The 19,209-nt window shown below is 39.7% G+C and carries 14 protein-coding genes; 8 read left to right on the top strand and 6 right to left on the bottom strand.

The features are described 5' to 3' along the window. Positions 1-35 precede the first annotated feature (35 nt). The gene (rpoN, locus tag OQX61_RS12755) at positions 36-1,505 is read left to right on the top strand and encodes an RNA polymerase factor sigma-54 (RefSeq protein WP_265842092.1); all 1,470 of its coding nucleotides are present in this window, start codon (positions 36-38) and stop codon (positions 1,503-1,505) included. 14 nt (positions 1,506-1,519) lie between these two features. Here rpoN and OQX61_RS12750 read toward each other — a convergent pair whose 3' ends face one another. Together OQX61_RS12750 and OQX61_RS12745 are read right to left on the bottom strand one after the other, a co-directional pair. Further along, complete coding sequence (locus OQX61_RS12750) at positions 1,520-1,987, bottom strand: response regulator (RefSeq protein WP_265842091.1); 468 nt, start codon at positions 1,985-1,987, stop codon at positions 1,520-1,522. A gap of 228 nt (positions 1,988-2,215) precedes the next feature. Continuing rightward, entirely contained in the window at positions 2,216-2,683 is a 468-nt protein-coding gene (locus tag OQX61_RS12745; protein WP_062549753.1) for a response regulator, read from the bottom strand. 265 nt (positions 2,684-2,948) lie between these two features. Between OQX61_RS12745 and OQX61_RS12740 the strand changes: the two genes are divergently transcribed. The 5 genes from OQX61_RS12740 to OQX61_RS12720 are packed head-to-tail and all read left to right on the top strand — an operon-like array spanning position 2,949 to position 9,622. After that, entirely contained in the window at positions 2,949-5,285 is a 2,337-nt protein-coding gene (locus OQX61_RS12740; RefSeq protein WP_265842090.1) for an Rv1355c family protein, read from the top strand. Beyond that, on the top strand, positions 5,286-5,975 hold the full coding sequence (locus tag OQX61_RS12735; RefSeq protein WP_265842088.1) for a hypothetical protein: 690 nt from the start codon (positions 5,286-5,288) through the stop codon (positions 5,973-5,975). After that, a complete protein-coding gene (locus OQX61_RS12730) occupies positions 5,975-8,137 on the top strand; it encodes a 7TM diverse intracellular signaling domain-containing protein (RefSeq protein WP_265842087.1) in 2,163 nt (720 codons plus the stop codon). The genes OQX61_RS12735 and OQX61_RS12730 overlap by 1 nt, the downstream gene beginning before the upstream one ends. An 11-nt stretch (positions 8,138-8,148) precedes the next feature. Continuing rightward, positions 8,149-9,228, top strand: coding sequence for a hybrid sensor histidine kinase/response regulator (locus OQX61_RS12725; protein WP_265842086.1), 1,080 nt, complete (start codon positions 8,149-8,151; stop codon positions 9,226-9,228). Then, positions 9,218-9,622: a response regulator gene (locus OQX61_RS12720; RefSeq protein WP_265842085.1), complete on the top strand. Its 405-nt coding sequence runs from the start codon at positions 9,218-9,220 to the stop codon at positions 9,620-9,622. Before OQX61_RS12725 ends, OQX61_RS12720 begins: the two co-directional genes overlap by 11 nt. A gap of 54 nt (positions 9,623-9,676) precedes the next feature. On the opposite strand, the gene fabV is transcribed toward OQX61_RS12720, so the two are convergent. Next, complete coding sequence (gene fabV, locus OQX61_RS12715) at positions 9,677-10,867, bottom strand: enoyl-ACP reductase FabV (RefSeq protein WP_265842084.1); 1,191 nt, start codon at positions 10,865-10,867, stop codon at positions 9,677-9,679. 298 nt (positions 10,868-11,165) lie between these two features. Between fabV and OQX61_RS12710 the strand changes: the two genes are divergently transcribed. After that, the gene (locus OQX61_RS12710; protein WP_265842083.1) at positions 11,166-12,407 is read left to right on the top strand and encodes a hypothetical protein; all 1,242 of its coding nucleotides are present in this window, start codon (positions 11,166-11,168) and stop codon (positions 12,405-12,407) included. Between the two features lie 89 nt (positions 12,408-12,496). Here the strand turns inward: OQX61_RS12710 and OQX61_RS12705 are convergent, their stop codons facing one another. Then, positions 12,497-13,342, bottom strand: coding sequence for a DUF4249 domain-containing protein (locus OQX61_RS12705; protein ID WP_265842082.1), 846 nt, complete (start codon positions 13,340-13,342; stop codon positions 12,497-12,499). Then, the gene (locus OQX61_RS12700; RefSeq protein WP_265842081.1) at positions 13,339-15,681 is read right to left on the bottom strand and encodes a TonB-dependent receptor; all 2,343 of its coding nucleotides are present in this window, start codon (positions 15,679-15,681) and stop codon (positions 13,339-13,341) included. Before OQX61_RS12700 ends, OQX61_RS12705 begins: the two co-directional genes overlap by 4 nt. A 157-nt stretch (positions 15,682-15,838) precedes the next feature. On the opposite strand from OQX61_RS12700, the gene OQX61_RS12695 reads away from it, so the two are divergent. Next, positions 15,839-17,737 carry a TonB-dependent receptor gene (locus OQX61_RS12695; RefSeq protein WP_265842080.1) on the top strand — a complete coding sequence of 633 codons (1,899 nt, stop codon included), beginning with the start codon at positions 15,839-15,841 and terminating at the stop codon, positions 17,735-17,737. Here OQX61_RS12695 and OQX61_RS12690 read toward each other — a convergent pair. Further along, positions 17,721-19,073, bottom strand: coding sequence for a hypothetical protein (locus tag OQX61_RS12690; RefSeq protein ID WP_265842079.1), 1,353 nt, complete (start codon positions 19,071-19,073; stop codon positions 17,721-17,723). The two genes, OQX61_RS12695 and OQX61_RS12690, sit on opposite strands and share 17 nt — an antisense overlap. Positions 19,074-19,209: the final 136 nt, after the last annotated feature.

The following is a 19,209-nucleotide window of genomic DNA, read 5'->3' as shown; positions in this document are numbered from 1 at the left end:
TGGAACGGGTACTTAAATACCGCTTTGATAAAAACATGCTTAAACAACATCTACAACAAAAACTTCTTCAAAAGCTCTCCCCTCAGCAAATCCAATTTATTAAATTGCTGCAAGTACCTACCGTTGCATTAGATACCCGGATAAAAGAAGAGTTGGAGGAGAATCCAGCGCTTGAAGATCCCAGCTTAATGATCGCTGAGGAGCCGAAAAGCGAATATGATGACCTTAATGATGCTCCCGAAGATTTTGATGCCAGCGCGAAGGAAGAAAATACGGATGAGTTTAATGTAGATGATTATTTACAGGACGACAATGTAAACGACTACAGCACCTCTTATAACAATGAGGATGATGAAGAAAAGAAAGAAACTCCGATTGCAATTGAGAGTACTTTTTTCGAAAGTTTACAGGAACAGTTAGACCTGGTTCCATTATCCGATCAGGATTTCATCATTGGAAAGCAAATCATAGGCAGTTTAGATGACGATGGTTATTTGCGCAGACCTATTACTTCTATGATCGACGACCTTGCCTTTTCACAAAACGCAATGGTAGAAGAAGAGGATGTTTTAGAGATGCTGAAAGTAATCCAAAGCTTTGACCCTCCGGGAATTGCTGCCAGAGACTTACAGGAATGTCTGACTTTACAGTTAAGACGCAAAGACCTTTCCAATCCCATCATTCAGAAAGCCATTATCATTGTAGAAAACTATCTGGATGAATTTACCAGAAAGCATTATGATAAACTGGAAAAAGCACTGGGACTGAACAGCGAAGACCTGAAAGAAATTATTGCAGAGATCCTACGCTTAAATCCTAAGCCGGGAGATTCAAATCAGGTAACAACCAAACAGTTACAAGTTATCCCTGATTTTCATGTGAGCAATAATGACGGCACTTTAATCCTGACGCTAAATTCAAAAAATGCGCCTGAGTTAAGAGTGAGCCGTTCTTATATCGACATGTTTGATCATTATGATAAAGCAGCACAAAAAGATAAGAAATTAAAAGAGGCCGTTCAATTTGTAAAACAGAAGCTGGATTCTGCAAAATGGTTTATTGATGCCATTAAGCAAAGACAACAGACTTTGTTAAAAACGATGAACGCCATCATGCAATACCAATATGAGTACCTGTTGACCGGTGATGAGCGTAAAATGCGCCCAATGATCTTAAAAGACATTGCCGATAAAATTGACATGGACATTTCTACAGTTTCCAGGGTAGCCAACTCAAAATACGTACAAACAGAATTCGGAACTTTTCTATTGAAATCGTTCTTCTCTGAGGCCATCCAAACGGAAAGCGGTGAAGAGGTATCCAACAAAGAAGTAAAGAAAATTCTGGAAGATTGTATTGGAAATGAGGATAAGCGCAAACCATTAGCGGATGAAAAGCTAACGGAAATCCTGAAAGAACAAGGATACAATATTGCAAGAAGAACGGTTGCGAAATACAGGGAGCAAATGAATATCCCGGTGGCACGTTTAAGAAAAGAGCTGTAAAATATAGATGGGGACTATAAATCAGTCCCCATTCTTAATAAGTTTTCCAGTTTCTCATTCGCCACGATCAAGCTGGCAGTAAGTTCCCTGTTGTCTTTTCTCAAAGTATAAAGCTCAAAAGCCTTCTCGATATTAATACGCAGGTCGTCTTCCATCCATGGTTTTTGAATGTAACGGTACACCTGCCCCTTATTAATCGCATCAATTACAGCGTTAATATCTGCATAACCTGTTAACAGGATTCTAATCGGATCCGGAAAATCAGGGATGATAGACTCCAGGAATTCAATTCCGGTAGTCACCGGCATCCTTTGATCTGTTACAATCACATGGATATCCTCAGATTCTAAAACCTTTCTACCCTCTACTGCCGAATTTGCAATAAAAATATTGAATTTACGTCGGAAGCTTGCTTTAAAAGCGTTGAGATTGTGGACTTCATCATCAACATAGAGAACGTTTACGGAAGTGTCAGAATTCATAGAATTTTTGCCTTTTTTTTGTTAAATATATTTCAATTATTATGAACAAAAAAACTATTTAATGATAAATATTATTTTCGGTTTTATTCTTAAATAATTACACAAATAGGCATTAAAATATCAGTAGAGGGCTGTGCATTAAAGAAATCATCAAATTAATCGTACGTTTCTTTTTCGGGACAATATCAATCTCAAACCGATATTGACCCGAAATTCTGGTCCTGATCTTTAAGATAAGAGGCTTTGACGGAATAAAAATTCCAGCTGTTGATTCACAATCAATAATTTTTCAGTCAGCTCTCTGTTTTCTTTCCTCAAAGAATAGATTTCGAAAGCTTTTTCAATATTGATCCGGAGATCTTCAGCCATCCAGGGCTTCTGAATGTATTTATAAACCTGTCCTTTATTGATCGCGTCAATCACGGCGTTAATATCTGCGTATCCGGTAAGCAGGATTCTGATAGGTTCAGGAAAATCAGGAATAATGGACTCCAGAAATTCAATCCCCGTCATGACGGGCATCCGCTGATCGGTAATGATCACATGGATTAATTGCTTTTCCAAAACCTTCCTCCCCTCCTCTGCTGACTCCGCAGTAAAGACATTAAACATTCTTCTAAATCCTGCTTTAAAAGAGTTTAGATTGTGAGCTTCATCGTCTATGTACAGGACATTTATGGATGCGTTAGAATTCATCTTATGAATTTAATATAATTTTTTTAAATATATTGCTTTTATAAGCTTCAATGAAGTAATTTGGTTGAAAATTTATAATAATAAAATATTTCAATCCTGTTTTATGTAATAATAATACAGGGAAGGATGCTCATTATTAGCAGGTAACGCGCTAATTAAAATTAACCTCTTCATAATAATAAAAATTATACTTTCATTATAACCCTGAAAAGTATAATTTTAATAGAATTTTTGTAATGATTAAAGAGTATACCTCATAGAACAAATGCAATTAGATAAAGAATTACGTCAACTTAAAAAAGAGTTAGCTGCACAAACAAAAAAGTATAGTGAAATCTATACGCCAACATTCTTTAGAATTCTAAATCCGGAAGATCAATCTTCGCTGTTGAATTTGCTAAAAGAAAAACCGCATATCCAGGTTTTTGACAGCATTACAAATCAACTAACTGACCTGGTTAAAGGATTAAATCCAACCTTAGTCCTGAGTAAAGAACAAATCGACGAACTCATAGTAAAACGTTTAAATGGATTGGAAGCTGATACTTATGGGGTATGGGTCTATTATCCATGGTTAGAAAAATTAGTACATATACTGGACAAGGACGAATTCATACTGGTTCGTACCAACAGGAATAAACATAAAATCACGCAGCAGGAACAAGACTTGCTGATGGAGAAAAAAATTGGCGTAATCGGGCTGTCTGTTGGCCAGTCTGTCTCTCTTACCCTGGCTATTGAGCGTGGCTGTGGCGAATTGCGAATTGCAGATTTCGACCATTTGGACCTCACTAACCTTAACCGCATCCGCAGTGGCGTACAAAATGTAGATTTAAGAAAAACCGTTATTGTTGCCAGAGAAATTGCAGAAATAGACCCCTTTTTAAAGGTAACCTGTTTCCATGAAGGCATTACAGAGGGAAATATCGAGAGTTTCTTAACTGAAAACGGAAACCTCGACCTTTTGATTGATGAATGTGATGGAATTGACATCAAAATTCTTTGCAGGGTAAAAGCTAAAGCGCATCAGATTCCGGTATTGATGGAGGCCAGCGATAGAGGCACCATCGACATTGAGCGATTTGACCTGGAGCCAAACCGTCCTATTCTACATGGATACATTGAGCACCTGGACATCTCAAAAGTAAAACACCTTAAAACAAACGAAGAAAAGATACCTTATATATTACCGATTGCAGGCGTAGAAACTTTATCCACCAGGATGAAAGCCTCTATGATTGAGATTCAGCAAACCATCACTTCATGGCCGCAGCTGGCCAGCGCCGTTACTTATGGCGGAGGGATTACTGCCGACCTATCCAGAAGAATCCTGTTACGAGAACTGTCTGTTTCAGGCAGGTTCTTTGTCGACATTGAAGAGATCATTGCTGATCCGGTTAAAACAGACGATACCGTAGCAATCCCACAACCTGAAAAAGGAATCTCCTTTCCGAAGATGGAAGTGCTAAGCGAGGAATTGAAAGTTACAAAACCAGAAAATGCAATTCTGTTAGATGGCGAGCAGCTGGACGAACTGATGCTAACCGCGCAAAGAGGAAGCTCAGCGGGTAACAATCAACCCTGGAAATGGCTGTACAAAGATGGTGCATTATTACTTTTCCACGATAAAGAACGCTCTTTCTCCTTTGCAAACCACAAGAATATTGTGGCTTATGTAGGCTTCGGACTTACCCTGGAAAGCATCCGCCTGAAAGCAGATTCACTGAACCTTGAGGTTCATGAGCAACTGTTTCCAGATCCGCAGATCCCTGAACTGATTGCAGTTTTACAATTCTCCAATGTAACAGCGCAACATCAAAAAGATGAGCTGGCAGACTTTACCGGCATTAGAAATACCAACAGAAACCAACCTAAAGTGATCAAGCCCATCCCTGCCGAAACATTAGCAGCGATCAAAGCCGAAACTGAACAGATTGATGGTGCTAAAATCTATTTCATTGAAGATAAAACTGACATCCAACAGGTGGCAAACATCATGGGAGAAGCCGATAAACTGCGCCTCTACACCCCTACCGGTCATCATGAACTCTTCAATCTGGAATTGAGGTTTACTAAAGAAGAAGCGGAAAGAACCTGTGATGGATTAGACCTGGAATCTTTTGGTTTAACGGCGGGAGAAGCCATTGGAATGCGTATTGCAAAAGACCCAAAGGTATTGGAGTTATTGAAAACCTGGAAAATGGGAACCGGACTGGAACGTCTTTCTAAAAAGTCAGGTCTGGCTTCCTCGGCTATTGCCCTGATCACCATGCCAGCTTATACTTCAAATGACTTCATCAAAGGAGGAAAAGCGGTAGAACGCATGTGGCTAACCGCCAACCGTGCCGGCATATCTCTTCATCCTATGACTGCCAGCATATTACACTTTAACATTTTAAAATATGGGGACGGACTAAATCAGGACCTTTATCTTAAAGACAAGTTTTCTGAATTAAATGAGATTTTCTATAATTGCTTTTCGGAAGTCGATCAGCAGGAAGTGAGCGTTTTTCTATGTAGATTATTCTACGCTGAAGCAGAAGCAATACCTTCAAAACGTTTGCCAATAGATAAAATATTCATGTCTAATTTAACCCAATAAATGGTAAAGTTCACCGCATTTAAAGCAACAGACAACGAAGCTTTATGTCAAAAGTTCATAGATGGCCACAGAAAGGTGTTGGAAATCTATGGCATCACCATGATCACATCGGCAAAACACGCCTGGATGCAGCATGAAAATACCTATGTCATCCTGGTAGAGTCTACTGAAGATGGACGGGCATTAGGTGGTGCACGTATTCAGATTGCTGATGATGAATTGCCCCTTCCTATTGAAGACGCGATTGGAAAGCTGGATCCTAAGATCTTTGATCAGCTCATAGAAAGAAAGCTGTTGAAAACCGGCGAGCTTTGCGGTCTTTGGAATTCCAGAGAGATTGCGGGATTTGGAATTGGCAGTATCTTTTTAATCCGTGCTTCTGTAGCCCTGGCTTATACCCTTGGGCTCCATAGTTTATTCGCCTTATGTGCTCCTGCAACCGTTAGAGGAGGAAAAAGAACAGGATTTGATGTGAATATAGCCGTTGGCAACAACGGACAGTTTTATTACCCAAAACTTGATTTGATTGCCACAGCCGTAATTATTGACAACGTTAGAACCTTAGAGAAAGCAGAGCCCACGATTAGAGAGCTTGTTTTTGACCTTATTGAAAACCCGATACAGGTACGCTCGGAAACCGGCCCTAAGGGAGATGTAGATATCATGTACGATTTAAAATATGACAAATAATGCCCCAGCTCAATAGCTTAAAAAAGATTGCCCCGTTTTTTTATTTGATGCTGCTTTTCCTGGTGATGAGCATTCAGACAGAAGCACAAATAATTCAGCTGAACAACACGGACAACACCCAGCTCAACATCAGCGACAAGATTTCTACTTTTGAAGACCCTTCCGCAACGCTTTCGCTATCGGATGTCATTCAAAAGGGAGCATTCAGACCTAATTACAACAAGATTGCCAATTTCGGACTCACAAAATCCAATATATGGATCAGGATTAAAATTGCAGATCCCAAAATGGCAAGTGATTATTACCTTCAATTGAAAAGTCCGAACCTGGATAAGGTGGTCTTTTATTATCCTGATCAGGGAGCTTATAAAGCGATTAAATCCGGAAATGAAGTTGCGATAGACCGTCGGGACATTGTCCATCAGGACCCGATTTTCAAGCTCAGGACCACTTCAGATACCAGTACTTACTACCTGAAAGTTTCTGCCTCCAGTCCAATTACTTTACCCCTTTTTATAGGCTCTTACTCGATAGTTATGCAGGGGCTTTCTATGGAAAGTAACGTTTTCAGCCTGTACATGGGGTTAATTATCACCATGTTTTTATACAACATCTTTATATATTCTACGGTTAGAGACAGGAGTTACCTGTTTTATGTGGTCTATATTTTCAGTGTAGGCTTTACTCAGCTGTGTTTACAAGGTTATGCTTTCTCCCTACTTTGGGGCGATAACCTTTACTTAAATAACCAGGGACTGGTCTTTTCCATTGTTTTCGTAGGGATAACTTCTATTCTCTTTACTAAAGAGTTCCTCCATGTTAAAAATTTCTACCCGAATATAAATATTTACCTGAATGTACTGATCGCACTTTACCTGATCTGTTTCGGTATCAGTATAGCCGGGCATCCGGTACCTGCACAAATGGCCTTGCAATTACTCACCATTGTGGCTTCCATCTCAGTAATCGTTACAGGTATAATCACTTACAGGAAGAAATACCGTCCGGCGTTATATTTCACTATTTCATGGTCTTGCTTCCTGATCGGGGTAATCATATTTATCCTCAAGGATGTTGGCATACTTTCTTATACTTTTTTAACAAATAATGCCATCTTAATTGGCTCTGGATTAGAAGCCGTATTGCTTTCTTTTGCATTGGCCGACAAGATCAATATCTTTAAGAAAGAGAAAGAAGAATCACAATCAGAAGCTTTGAGAATCCTGACTGAAAATGAAAAACTGGTACGTGAGCAAAACGTCCTGTTGGAAATCAAAGTAAAGGAAAGAACAGAGGCTTTAGAGAACATTAACACCAGTTTAAACGATGCATTATCGAACCTTAAAGAGACGCAATCTCAATTGGTGGATTCTGAAAAGATGGCTTCTTTAGGTCAGCTGACCGCAGGTATTGCGCATGAGATCAACAATCCGATCAACTTTGTAACCTCTAATATTAAGCCGCTTCAAATGGATATCGACGATCTGAATCAGCTGATTGATATGTATGAGAAAATTGACCCTGCACAGGAGCTCGATCCACAGCTCAGCGACATTGAATCGTTCAAAAGATCTATTGATCTTGATTTCGTCAGAGAAGAGATCAAATCCTTGCTATCAGGAATCGGAGAAGGAGCAAAACGAACAGCGGAAATCATCAGAAGCCTGAAAAATTTCAGCAGGCTGGACGAGAATGACACCAAACCTGTAGACCTGAACGAAGGCCTGGATTCTACGTTGGTTTTACTGAGAAGCACTTTCCCTGGCAATCTTCAGATTGTAAAGAATTATGGCAGCTTACCAAAGGTGGAGTGTATGCCTGGTAAAATAAATCAGGTTTTCATGAACTTAATTAGCAATGCCATTCAGGCGATCAAAGGAAAAGAATCACCGGCTTCGGAAGAGCAGCTGAGCATTACCACCTGGCAAGAAGGAGAAGAGGTAAAAATCAGCATTAAAGATTCAGGATCAGGAATGTCTGAAGAAGTAAAACAGAAGATCTTCGAACCTTTTTTCACTACTAAAGACGTTGGAGAAGGTACCGGTTTAGGTTTATCGATCGTGTTTAGGATCATTGAAAATCACCGCGGACATATCGATGTTGTGACAAAAGTAAATCAAGGTACAGAATTTATTATTACCTTACCCGTAATCTCACGATAATAAACTTTATTATGAATGCCACAACTATACGTGTTCTGTATATTGATGATGAAGAAAATAACTTGCATGCTTTTAAAGCAAGTTTTAGACGGCAGTATGAAATTTACACGGCCCTGTCTGCTGACGAAGGATTAAAAATCCTTGAAAACGTTGCAGTACAAGTGATTATTGCGGATCAGAAGATGCCGAATATTACGGGTGTAGAGTTTTTCAAGAGCATCAAAAATACGTTCCCAGACCCTACCAGGATCCTGTTAACGGGATATACCGATATTGAAGCCCTGGCAGATGCAATCAACCATGGCGATATTTACCGGTATATTACCAAACCATGGAATGATCTGGAGCTACACAACTCTATCAAAAATGCGTATGATGCTTATAAAGCAAAAATAGACCTTAGAAATAAAGTGGCAGAACTGGAAAAAACCAATGATGAACTAAACCGCTTTATTTATAGTATTTCTCATGAGTTAAGGGCACCCCTGGTTTCGACCATGGGGATTGTAAACCTGGTAAAAATGGAAGGGCTTTTTAACTCGAGCGGAGAATACTGGGGACTGATTGAAACCTGTTCGAACAGGCTGGATTATTACATCCAGAAAACGCTGCAATATTATAAGAATAACAAGACGGTTTCGGAGCATACAGAAATCGATTTCAAGAAGCTGGTTGCCGACCTGATCGAGCTTTATGCCTATACTGATAAGGACACGAAGTTTAATGTCAGCATCATTCAGGATGAGCAGTTTTATGGGGACGCCTTCCGGATTGAAGTGATCTTAGGAAACCTGATTTCCAATGCGATCAAGTATCAAAAAGAAACAGAACCGAATAAGATTGTCAACATTTCAGTAGAGGTTCAGCCTACTCAGGTCCATATATCGATTAATGATAACGGTATGGGCATTCTGAATGAGCATTTAGAAAAGATATTTTTACAATTCTTTAAAAGCAAAATTAACCATGGAAGTGGCCTGGGCCTTTTCATAGTGAAAGAAGCATTAAATAAAATCAACGGAAAGATTACTGTGAGTTCGAATGCTATAGAAGGTACCACCTTTAAAATCACGATCCCCAATGTTAAATAAACTCAGAACAGTCATGTTAATTGATGACAATGAGGTTGACTTAAAAATCAACTCCAAGATCATCACCATCACTAATTTATTTGATAAAATCATCCTTTGTCATTCGGGCGAAGAGGCGCTGAATTACCTCAGCAGGAACAAGAATGAGGATGACAAGATTCCGGATTTCATTTTGCTGGACATTCAGATGCCGGAAATGGATGGCTTTGAATTCCTTGAAATCTACAAAGGATTACCAAAATCTATCACTGACAAATGTGTGGTGGCTATCTTATCGTCTACACTTGACTTTGGCGATATCAAAAGGGCGGAAGCGAATCCGCATGTGGTCCGCTTATTCCGGAAGCCATTGTTTCCAAAAGAACTGGAAGAAGAATTAAAAAAACACTTATAAAAAAGAAAGCGCATCCAATCCGGAAGCGCTTTCTTTTTATAAGCTAAGAATGGTTTACACCAATCCTGAAATTTCTACCATTTCATTCACGTCAGCTTCGTAATCAACACCCGCTACGTCAAAACCAAACAGGTTTAAGAAATCCTTTTTGTAACCAGCTAAATCGCCGATTTCAGGAAGAGATTCAGTTGTTGCTTCTGTCCACAATGCAGCAATTTGTGCCTGAACGTCATCACGCATCTCTAAATCGTCAACACGGATTCGTCCTTTATCATCAGTTAATACTTCAGCACCTGTATACAAACGATCTTTGAATAAACGTTGAATCTGCTCGATACATCCTTCATGAATACCTTCGGCTTTCATAATTTTGTACAATAAAGAGATGTACAATGGAATAACCGGAATTGCAGAGCTCGCCTGAGTTACTAAGGCTTTGTTTACCGAAACATAAGCTTTTCCGTTGATGTCTTTTAGTTTATCAGCAATTTCGAACGCTGTAGCCTCTAAATGGTCTTTAGCGCGACCGATTGTACCTTTACGGTAAACTGCTTCTGTTAATGAAGGGCCGATATAAGAATAAGCAACTGTAGTTGCACCAGGTGCAAGTAAGTTAGCTGCTTTCAATTCATCGATCCACATTGCCCAGTCTTCACCACCCATCACGGCAATCGTATTTTCAATATCATCACCAGCAGCTGGCTGAATAGAGATATCAGAAACTATACCAGTGTGAAAATCTACTGTTTTGTTGGTATATACTTCACCGATTGGCTTCAACACAGAACTGTGTACTACACCAGTTACCGGATGAACTCTTTTTGGAGAAGCTAAACTGTAAATAACCAGGTCAATTTGTCCAAGGTCAGCTTTGATCAGTTCCAAAGTTTTTTCTTTGATCTCATTTGAGAATGCATCACCATTGATACTTTTAGCATATAAACCAGCCTCATGAGCCTGTGTTTCAAATGCAGCAGTATTGTACCAACCCGCAGAAGCAGTTTTACCTGGTGCTGGTGGTTTCTCGAAATATACACCTATAGTAGATGCATTAGATCCAAAAGCACTAGTAATTCTTGACGATAAACCAAAACCGGTTGATGCGCCAATTACCAGGACTTTTTTAGGTCCGTCAATAGGGCCTTTAGATTTCACGTAATTGATCTGGTTTAACACGTTTTGTGCGCAACCATCAGGATGAGCAGTCAGGCAGATAAACCCACGAATTTTAGGTGCAATAATCATATTTATTCTCTTTATACTTTTTTTCTGTAAACTTTCCGCGAAGCGGTTCTTGTTGAATTATTCAGCAAACATAATTAAAACAAAATAAGTATGCCAGTTCTAAAGAAAATTGGTTAGAACCCCCCCCCCCCTGAACAAGCACCTAAATTAATGCCGGAATACCAACAAAAAACGCCCTCTAAACGTAAATAAACGCAAAAAACCTAATATCAAAGGTTGTAAATTACGTTTATACGCAGTTTGTGTAAAAAGAAAGAAATATAATTTTATCTTCGTTTAATTTAAATTAACACTTGAAATGAAGAAAAACATCTTATTTGCCGCCTTATTATTTGGGGCACTTTTATCCTGTAAGAAAAAAAGCTTTACAGAAGAACCAATTCCTCCTACCCTTCCTCCAATTGAATTGGGTTATTCAAAATTGACCACTGAACAAAACAAACAAGCATTAGAGCAAAACGGGCTTGATTTTATTAAAAAAATCAATACTTTACCGGAAGAGAAATTTATCTCTTTAATTGAGCGTCTGGGTGATTTAGACCTTGAAGCCTTATCCAATACCATTGTAGGTCGTGAATTAGAATCTATCGCCAGATCGGCTAAAAGTAAACAAGTAGCAGGAATCTTTTCTGCCGTTACCACTAACGATGTTAAAAACACAACAGATCTAAGTAATTTCTACGGAATTTATAACTGGAATAGTAAAAACGAGAATTGGGATAAAACTGCCTCTACCAGCAAATTTGAAGTACATTACCCTAGTACTGTAGCAAGCAAAACCAATGATGCACTATTAACAGTAAGCTATACGGCCTCTAAAGCAAAACTTACTGTTGATGAAGAGGAGTATGAATTGCCTGCGGCTACAAATATCACCTTAACTGTTGGCGAAAAAGAAGAATTGAAGCTAACCGGTGTATATGAATACAAAACAGATGCTACACCAACAAAAGTAGATGTCAAACTAAACCTTGGCACCTTCCAGCTGGTAGTACTTGCAAATAATGATTCAAAAATATTGGCAACTAGTGTAGCCTTAACTAAAGATAAAAGCCCAATATTTAGCGCAACTACTAACGTAAATCTTAATGAAAAGTATCCAGCTTTAGAAGATTTAGAGCAAATAGATGAGATCGTTAAATCTGCCAACATGACTTTTGAAGTGATGAACATTAAAATTACTGGCCAGGCAAATATCAAAGCGATTCAGGATGAATATGAAGCCAATAAGGGGCTTTCTCAAAAAGATCGCAGAACTAAAGAAATCGCGACATTGAATAAAAACACTTCTTTATTCGCGGTGTATAAAGATAAAAATGAAGTTTTCGCAAAGAATGAATTTGTGAGAATTGAAAGTACCAGGACTGATTGGAACTACAATCCTATATCGAACAGATATGAGCCAACAACCTACGCTTACTTTGAATTAGAACCACGCCTGGTATTTAATGACGAGTCAAAAATGACCTTAAAAACATTCTTTGGCAGCGGATTTACCAGGTTCGTTGACGAATTTGAAATCTTTACCAACAAATTCTAGAACGAATAAATACCATGATCTTTAAGGTCATACCAACCACAATAAGGCCGGTTTTCTATGGAGAACCGGCCTTATTGTTTTTTCAGGTTTCACTTCGCGATTACGCGATAAATCTTTGAAGAATAGCCGCACCACACCCCTACTCCCGGCCCTTTAATATTCGTTTTCAATGCTTTCGAACTACTGATCAAAGGATTAGAGCCATTCAAAATTTCATCTTGTAAACTGTTCCAAAACGCATAACCACTGGCAGGAATTGCCGACAATTTCACCAATACCGTATCACCAATATTAAAATAAGGATCATGTTTAGTGGTCAGATTATTGGCCATACCCCTGTTCACCTGCATGACAAGCTTTTTCCCATTAAAGAACAAGTCATCCTGATTGGCCAATAACGTCGGGGTAAAAATGACTTCCTTTTCCAATTTAGTGTAAAGCCGATAATAATTCTTTTCATTTGCGGCATCCACAATCTGCACATTCAATTGTCTATTGTTTACTTGTTTTTCGGTAAACCAGATGCTATCTAAATTTACCGGATTGGGGATTTCCGTTTCTGAAGTCAGCGTATTTCCCGCATATTCTACTTTCAGACTGTATTTACCCCCAACCTTACCTTTTAAACTCGTTCCACGGTAAACGAAATAAGGAAAATAGCGTTTATCTGTTGTTGCGGTCAGTACTTCCGTTTCCGTACCGTCGCTCACGGTAACTTTCGCGTAACGAATAATGACTTCTGCCAGTTGCGCAGAATCTACTGCCGTAAAAAAAGGAAGGTTATGCGTCACAATTACATAAGGAAAATCATCCTGTTCAATCCAGCCTTCTACCACAAAACGCGGTTTGTAAAGCCCGGGATTTCCTTCCTTTTTACAAGCATAAATCAAGGACATCAGCCCTATAAATAACAGTGTATTTCGGAAACTTATCATTTGAAAACTATTTTATAATTAATAGAAGGCAGTATCGGCAGCAAAGCGATAGACTTCTCCTGTACGGAGACTTTACCCGTATTTAAACTACCTCTGGCGATATAATAATTGAATATCGGGTTACTACGGTTGTACACGTTATAGATAGAGAAAGACAGGAAGCTTTGGTATTTCCCTTTAACCGGGAATTTATGCGTAGCTGATAAATCCATGCGGTGATAAGTAGGCATCCGGGCCCCATTGTATGCCCCATATTCATTGATCACATTGCCCGCAATTAAATACCGGCTGATAGGTTTCGTATAGGCATTACCTGTTGCCAGCGTAAACAAGGCAGACAAAGACCAGTTTACTTGCAACTTATAATTGGCAACTGCGGTCAGGTCATGTGTCCTGTCGTATTTAAAAGGAAAGGTATAACCTTCATTCAGCTCCTCAAAAGTCCGGTCGGATTTAGATATCGTATAACTAATGTGTCCGGTAAACTTCCCTTTCGTCTTCTTAAAATGAAATTCCGAACCATAGCTACTCCCTTTGCCAAGAGAAACATGGTCTTCAATCTTCACGCTATTCGATAAATTCATCAATCCGCCGGAAAACTCCACTATATTTTTCATGTCCCTGAGGTAAACATCCACATACCCCTCATAACCTGCGTCGGCCCATTCCTTAAAAATCCCTAAGCTATATTGATTTCCTTTTTCCGGTGGAATTTCCGAAATAGAAGGAATCCAAAAGTCGCTGGGGAAGTTAGAAGCCGAAATTGGGATCAGGTGTATCGTTTGTACATTCCTGGAATACGCAAATTTCAAGGCTGTACTTCTATTCAAATGATACTTAACCGTTAGCCCCGGCTCCATAAAAAACATCTCGCTTACTGTTTTCCCTTTAGCATAATCGGTTAGGGCACCATTAGGACCAGTAGCACTATAAGGACCTTTGTGGCGATACCAGGTCATTCTTAAGCCCGCATACACGCTCAAACGATCAGAAAACTTAAAATCATCACTTAGAAAAGCCGCCATTTCATCAGCCATATAGGTATTTGGTTTTCCATAATCAAAATCCGTGTACTGGTTTTTAGAGAAAGGTGTATTGGGTACAAACTTATGCTGAACCCTGCTTAATCCAGCCTTCAGTTGATGGGCTCCAAAATATGCTTTTAAAGTGGAGCTATAATTAAAGTCGGTGATAGCCGAATGAACGCCGACCTCCAGGCCCTCCTGCTGCATTCCAAAATTAAAACGGTAACCACTATAACCCGCCACCGTCTCCAGATTCAATTTATTAGAAATCATCCTGTTCCATTTCAAAGAAGCAGCACTATTTTGCCATTTCATACCGTTAGAGATATCAAATCTGATGATATCAAGGCCAAAATCATCTCCACCCACATAAAACGCAGCAAACAACTTGTCTTTTTCAGTTAAGGCCAGGGCGGTAGAAAAATTCAGGTCGTAGAAATCATAATTGAGCTTATTTCCGGAATCCTCATCCACGGTAAACTTGTTGACAATCGGCCATGCGGAATAGTTCATAAAGGTTTTTCGCATCGTAGTGGCCACAGACCACTTACTGGTAATCGGAATTTTGAGGTTTATTTTTGCTGCCAACACACTCAATTCACCATCTATAAGTAATGAATCTGCAATCTGCTGGTCACTCTGTATATCTACTACTGATGATAAGCGCCCGCCATATTCGGCAGGAATACCGGATTTATAAAACTTTACTTCTCCTACCGCATCGCTGTTGAACACTGAGAAAAAGCCTAATAAATGCGATGGATTATAGATCACAGCGTGATTAAATAGCACCAGATTTTGTCCGGATCCACCACCACGAATAAACAAGCCGGCATTTCCTTCGCCACCATTCCCTGTACCTGGCAGGGTCTGAATGGTTTTAATCACGTCATGTACCCCCAGAAAACCCGGTGCTTTTTCCAAATCTGCCTGCTTCAACAAAGAGAAATTATTCAGGTTACTTTGTAACACGGAGGCTTTATTTCCACTAATGGAAACCTCCTTGAGTTGCGCTGCATCTGGTGTTAAATAAAAAGTATGTTGCTGATCTTGCTGAAGCGTAATGGTAACACCAAGTTTATGATACCCGGGATAACTGATTAATACCTGATACGATCCTTTGTCTAAGGCGACCTTAAAATACCCGTTTTTATCAGTTAGCTCCTCCTTTTCAATCGCTTGAAAATGCAGAAGCGCGCCGGAAACAGGCCTTTTACTACCTTCTTCTTTTACAAAACCTGATATAAACACTTTTTGGGCACCGGAAGAAAAACTAAACAACAGGCAGAGCAGAATGAGAAGCGATCTGAGCATAGATAATAAAAATGGGGTAATGCGGTATTACCTGTAAATAACGGCATTATAAAACAAAATAGCCCCATTAAAAGAAAATAAATCAAGATACAGTAGAAATTTTATAGTGGTCCAAAGTAGGAAAACAACATATCTTTGGCCTTCAAAATAAACAATAATGCTTTTTAAAAATTCCGCTTATTTTATGGGTTTAATGGCTTGTAGCCTGACTATAAATGCGCAAACTACCAATCCCTCCAAATCACAGGCTGATACCACAAGAAAATTGAATGAAGTTATGGTGCAGGAAAACCGCATTCAACTTCCATTTTCGAAACAAAATAGAAACATCTGGATTATTGACAGGGAAAAGATCAAAAGCTTACCGGCAAGATCAATTTCTGAACTGCTCAGTTACGTATCTGGCGTTGATGTTCGTCAGCGTGGTCCTGGTGGTAGTCAGGCCGACATCAGTATAGACGGTGGCACTTTTGATGAAACACTGGTGCTCCTGAACGGAGTTAAAGTTTCTGATCCCCAAACCGGTCACAATATGATGAATTTACCCATCTCCATGGATGATATTGACCATATTGAAGTCCTGCGCGGATCTGCATCCAGAGTTTATGGCATCAATGCCCTTACCGGAGCGATCAATATTGTGACCCGAAAAGTGCAAAAAACCGGCATTTCGGCCAATGTATTTGCCGGAAGCAGTTTCAAACAGCAAGTAGGTGATGGCGGTATTTACCTGAATTCTGGCCAATATGCCAGCGGTACACTCGATTTAAAAGCATCGAGTCATTTACTTTCCATCGGACAGGAAACCGGCAATGGGTACCGTTACAATACCGCATTCAACAACCAAAAACTGTATTATCAGGGAAAGATTAACATTGGAAAGTCAGGTCAGCTGGACATCATGGCCGGCTATATCTACAATAAATTCGGTGCAAATGGGTTTTATGCAGCGCCTGGTGATAAAGAAGCCGAAGAAACGGTAAAAACAACACTGGCTTCCATTGCTTATACCAAAAAAATCACCGAAAACTGGACGATGGTACGAAGGGTCAATTACCGCAACAATGTGGATGATTACATTTACAACAAACAAATACCAGAACTTTCCCATAACCACCACGCCACAAATGTTTTGGACGCAGAGGTAAACAACACCATTCAAACCTCCATAGGAACATTTGGGTTCGGACTGGAAGCCAGAACGGAAAACATCAAAAGCACCAGCCTTGGGAAAAGATACCGCAGCAATACCGGCATTTTTGGAGAGTATAAATTTGAACCTTTGAAAAAATTATCCGTTAATGTCGGTGCTTATACCAATTACAATACGGATTATGGATGGCAGGCCTTTCCAGGTCTGGACATTGGTTACGACATTTACGGCAACTGGAGATTATACGGGAATTTAGGGACCGGACAGCGCATGCCTACCTATACAGATCTTTATTATACCGGAAAAGCCAATATCGGCAACGACCAGTTGCGTCCGGAAAGATCTAAATACGCGGAGGCCGGAATCAAATTCAACAACGCTCATTTCTCTGGAAATGCGAGCTATTTTACGCGAAGAATCGACGAGTTTATTGATTGGGTAAAAGCGAATATAGAAGATCCCTATCAGCCACAAAATTACAGTCGGGTGAGCACAAACGGGCTGACTTTAAGCGGAGATTATCGCTGGGCAAATCCTTCGGCCACTGGTATCATCAATGCTTTCAGACTGGGAGCTTCCTATACTTATCTGGATCCGGAGATTAAAACTACCATTCCCAATGTGAACTATTCCAGATATGCCTTGAGAAGTCTGAAAAATCAATTGAGCGGAACCTTAAATACCACGTTCTGTAAGGTCATGGATTTAACCCTTGCTGCCCGTTATCAGGACCGCATAACTTACAAAGATTACACGGTAATAGACGCAAAACTAGCCTTTAAACAAGCTCATTATAGTATTTACGCAGATGCTGCCAATATATTTAACACCCAATTTATCGAGGCGGAGGCCATTCCAATGCCCGGTTCCTGGTATACTTTAGGCTTTAAACTGAACTACTAACCTTTTGACGGGGAACGGCGCGGATGATGTCTACAATTCCTTCTTTATGAATGAAGTACATCCCCAAACGTTCCTCAGAGACACCTTCTTTCAGCCGGTAGGTAAATACCGGCTTTTCCCCTTCAAAGAAAGTATCCAGATACCTGAAAGAGATATGGCCCAATTGCTTCAAAGGGCTGGCAAGTTCGACAAGGTGTGTAGAAATGAAAAATGCAGAATTACGAATGGCTGCGAGTTCAGAAACGATGAGTAATGAAGCATCGTAGGCGTCTTTTACATTCGTTCCTCTAAAAAGTTCATCAAAAATGATGAACATGCGGTCGTTTTCCAGGAGCGAGCTTGCCGCTGCCTTTACCCGTTTAACTTCAGCATAATAATGACTAAGGCCTTCCTCAATTTGATCAGGCAAATTAATTGTGGTTAACAGCCCATTAAAAATACTGGTTTTCATGGCGGTTGCCGGAACAGGAAACCCCAAATGGGATAAATAAACCGCCAGCCCAAGTGATTTTAACAGGGAGGATTTACCCGCCATATTTGACCCTGTCAACAAAACCATATTTTCCTGTTGGTTCAAAAAGATGTCATTTTTAACCGGATGATCAATAAAAGGATGGGCAAAACCCAGCAATTCCACTTCCATATCTTCGTTTTCCGAATATTCCGGAAAGCAAAACTCCCTTTTTCCGACCAGCGCGGCAATAGTTTCGAAGGCATCAAACTCATAAACCAGGGAGACCAGGCTAAGCAATTCTTCTTTGTCCTTTCCACGAAAACAGTGGTCCAGCTTACTCACCTGATAAAATTTCATTTTTTTCTCCTGAAAACCTCTGGCGGTTTTCAGGCTGTCCAGATTCAGGATTCTTTCCACTTCTTCCAGCTTATTTTTCAGATATTCGGGAACCTTAGCAGAGTCCTGTTCTGCTATAAAACGGGAAAGATATTTTAAAAGACTAATCAGGAATTCCAATCCTTTAGTCACAATATAATAGTCGTTGGACGTTTTCTTACTGATGAAATCCACCAGAGAGTCCAGCATATTATTTCTGGAAAGCACTTTATTGAATTTCAGGTAATAGCTGATCAGGTCTAGCTGTTCACTTTTAATCTGTAAATGCAGCTGATGGTCATGAAAGTATTTGATGGCAGATTTACGGCCATTCAGTAAACGAATATCGGAAGATGGTTGTTCCATCATATCCTGGATTTTCTCTTTCCCTCCTACTGTTCTCGTGGATTTAAACAGGCTAAAGATCGCCTCAGCTCCTCGCGCATCCGAAAATATATTCAGGTCTTTATAGGTTTGACGGTCCATCTTAAAATTCGTCATCATCATCTCTGCTTCATTTTAATCATTTATGGTTTAATCGTGGATTTTCTCTTAAAAACCTCCTCTTGCTTTCCCCATCCTAATCTAGCCAGAGATTCTCTTTCAATATAGCAACAATGTTTAGTTCAAGCCTTTAACATAA

Origin of the sequence: Pedobacter sp. PLR (assembly GCF_026239675.1) — a bacterium.
GTDB lineage: Bacteria > Bacteroidota > Bacteroidia > Sphingobacteriales > Sphingobacteriaceae > Pedobacter.
Note: the sequence above shows the minus strand (reverse complement) of the source record. Positions and strands in the feature narration are given on the sequence as shown.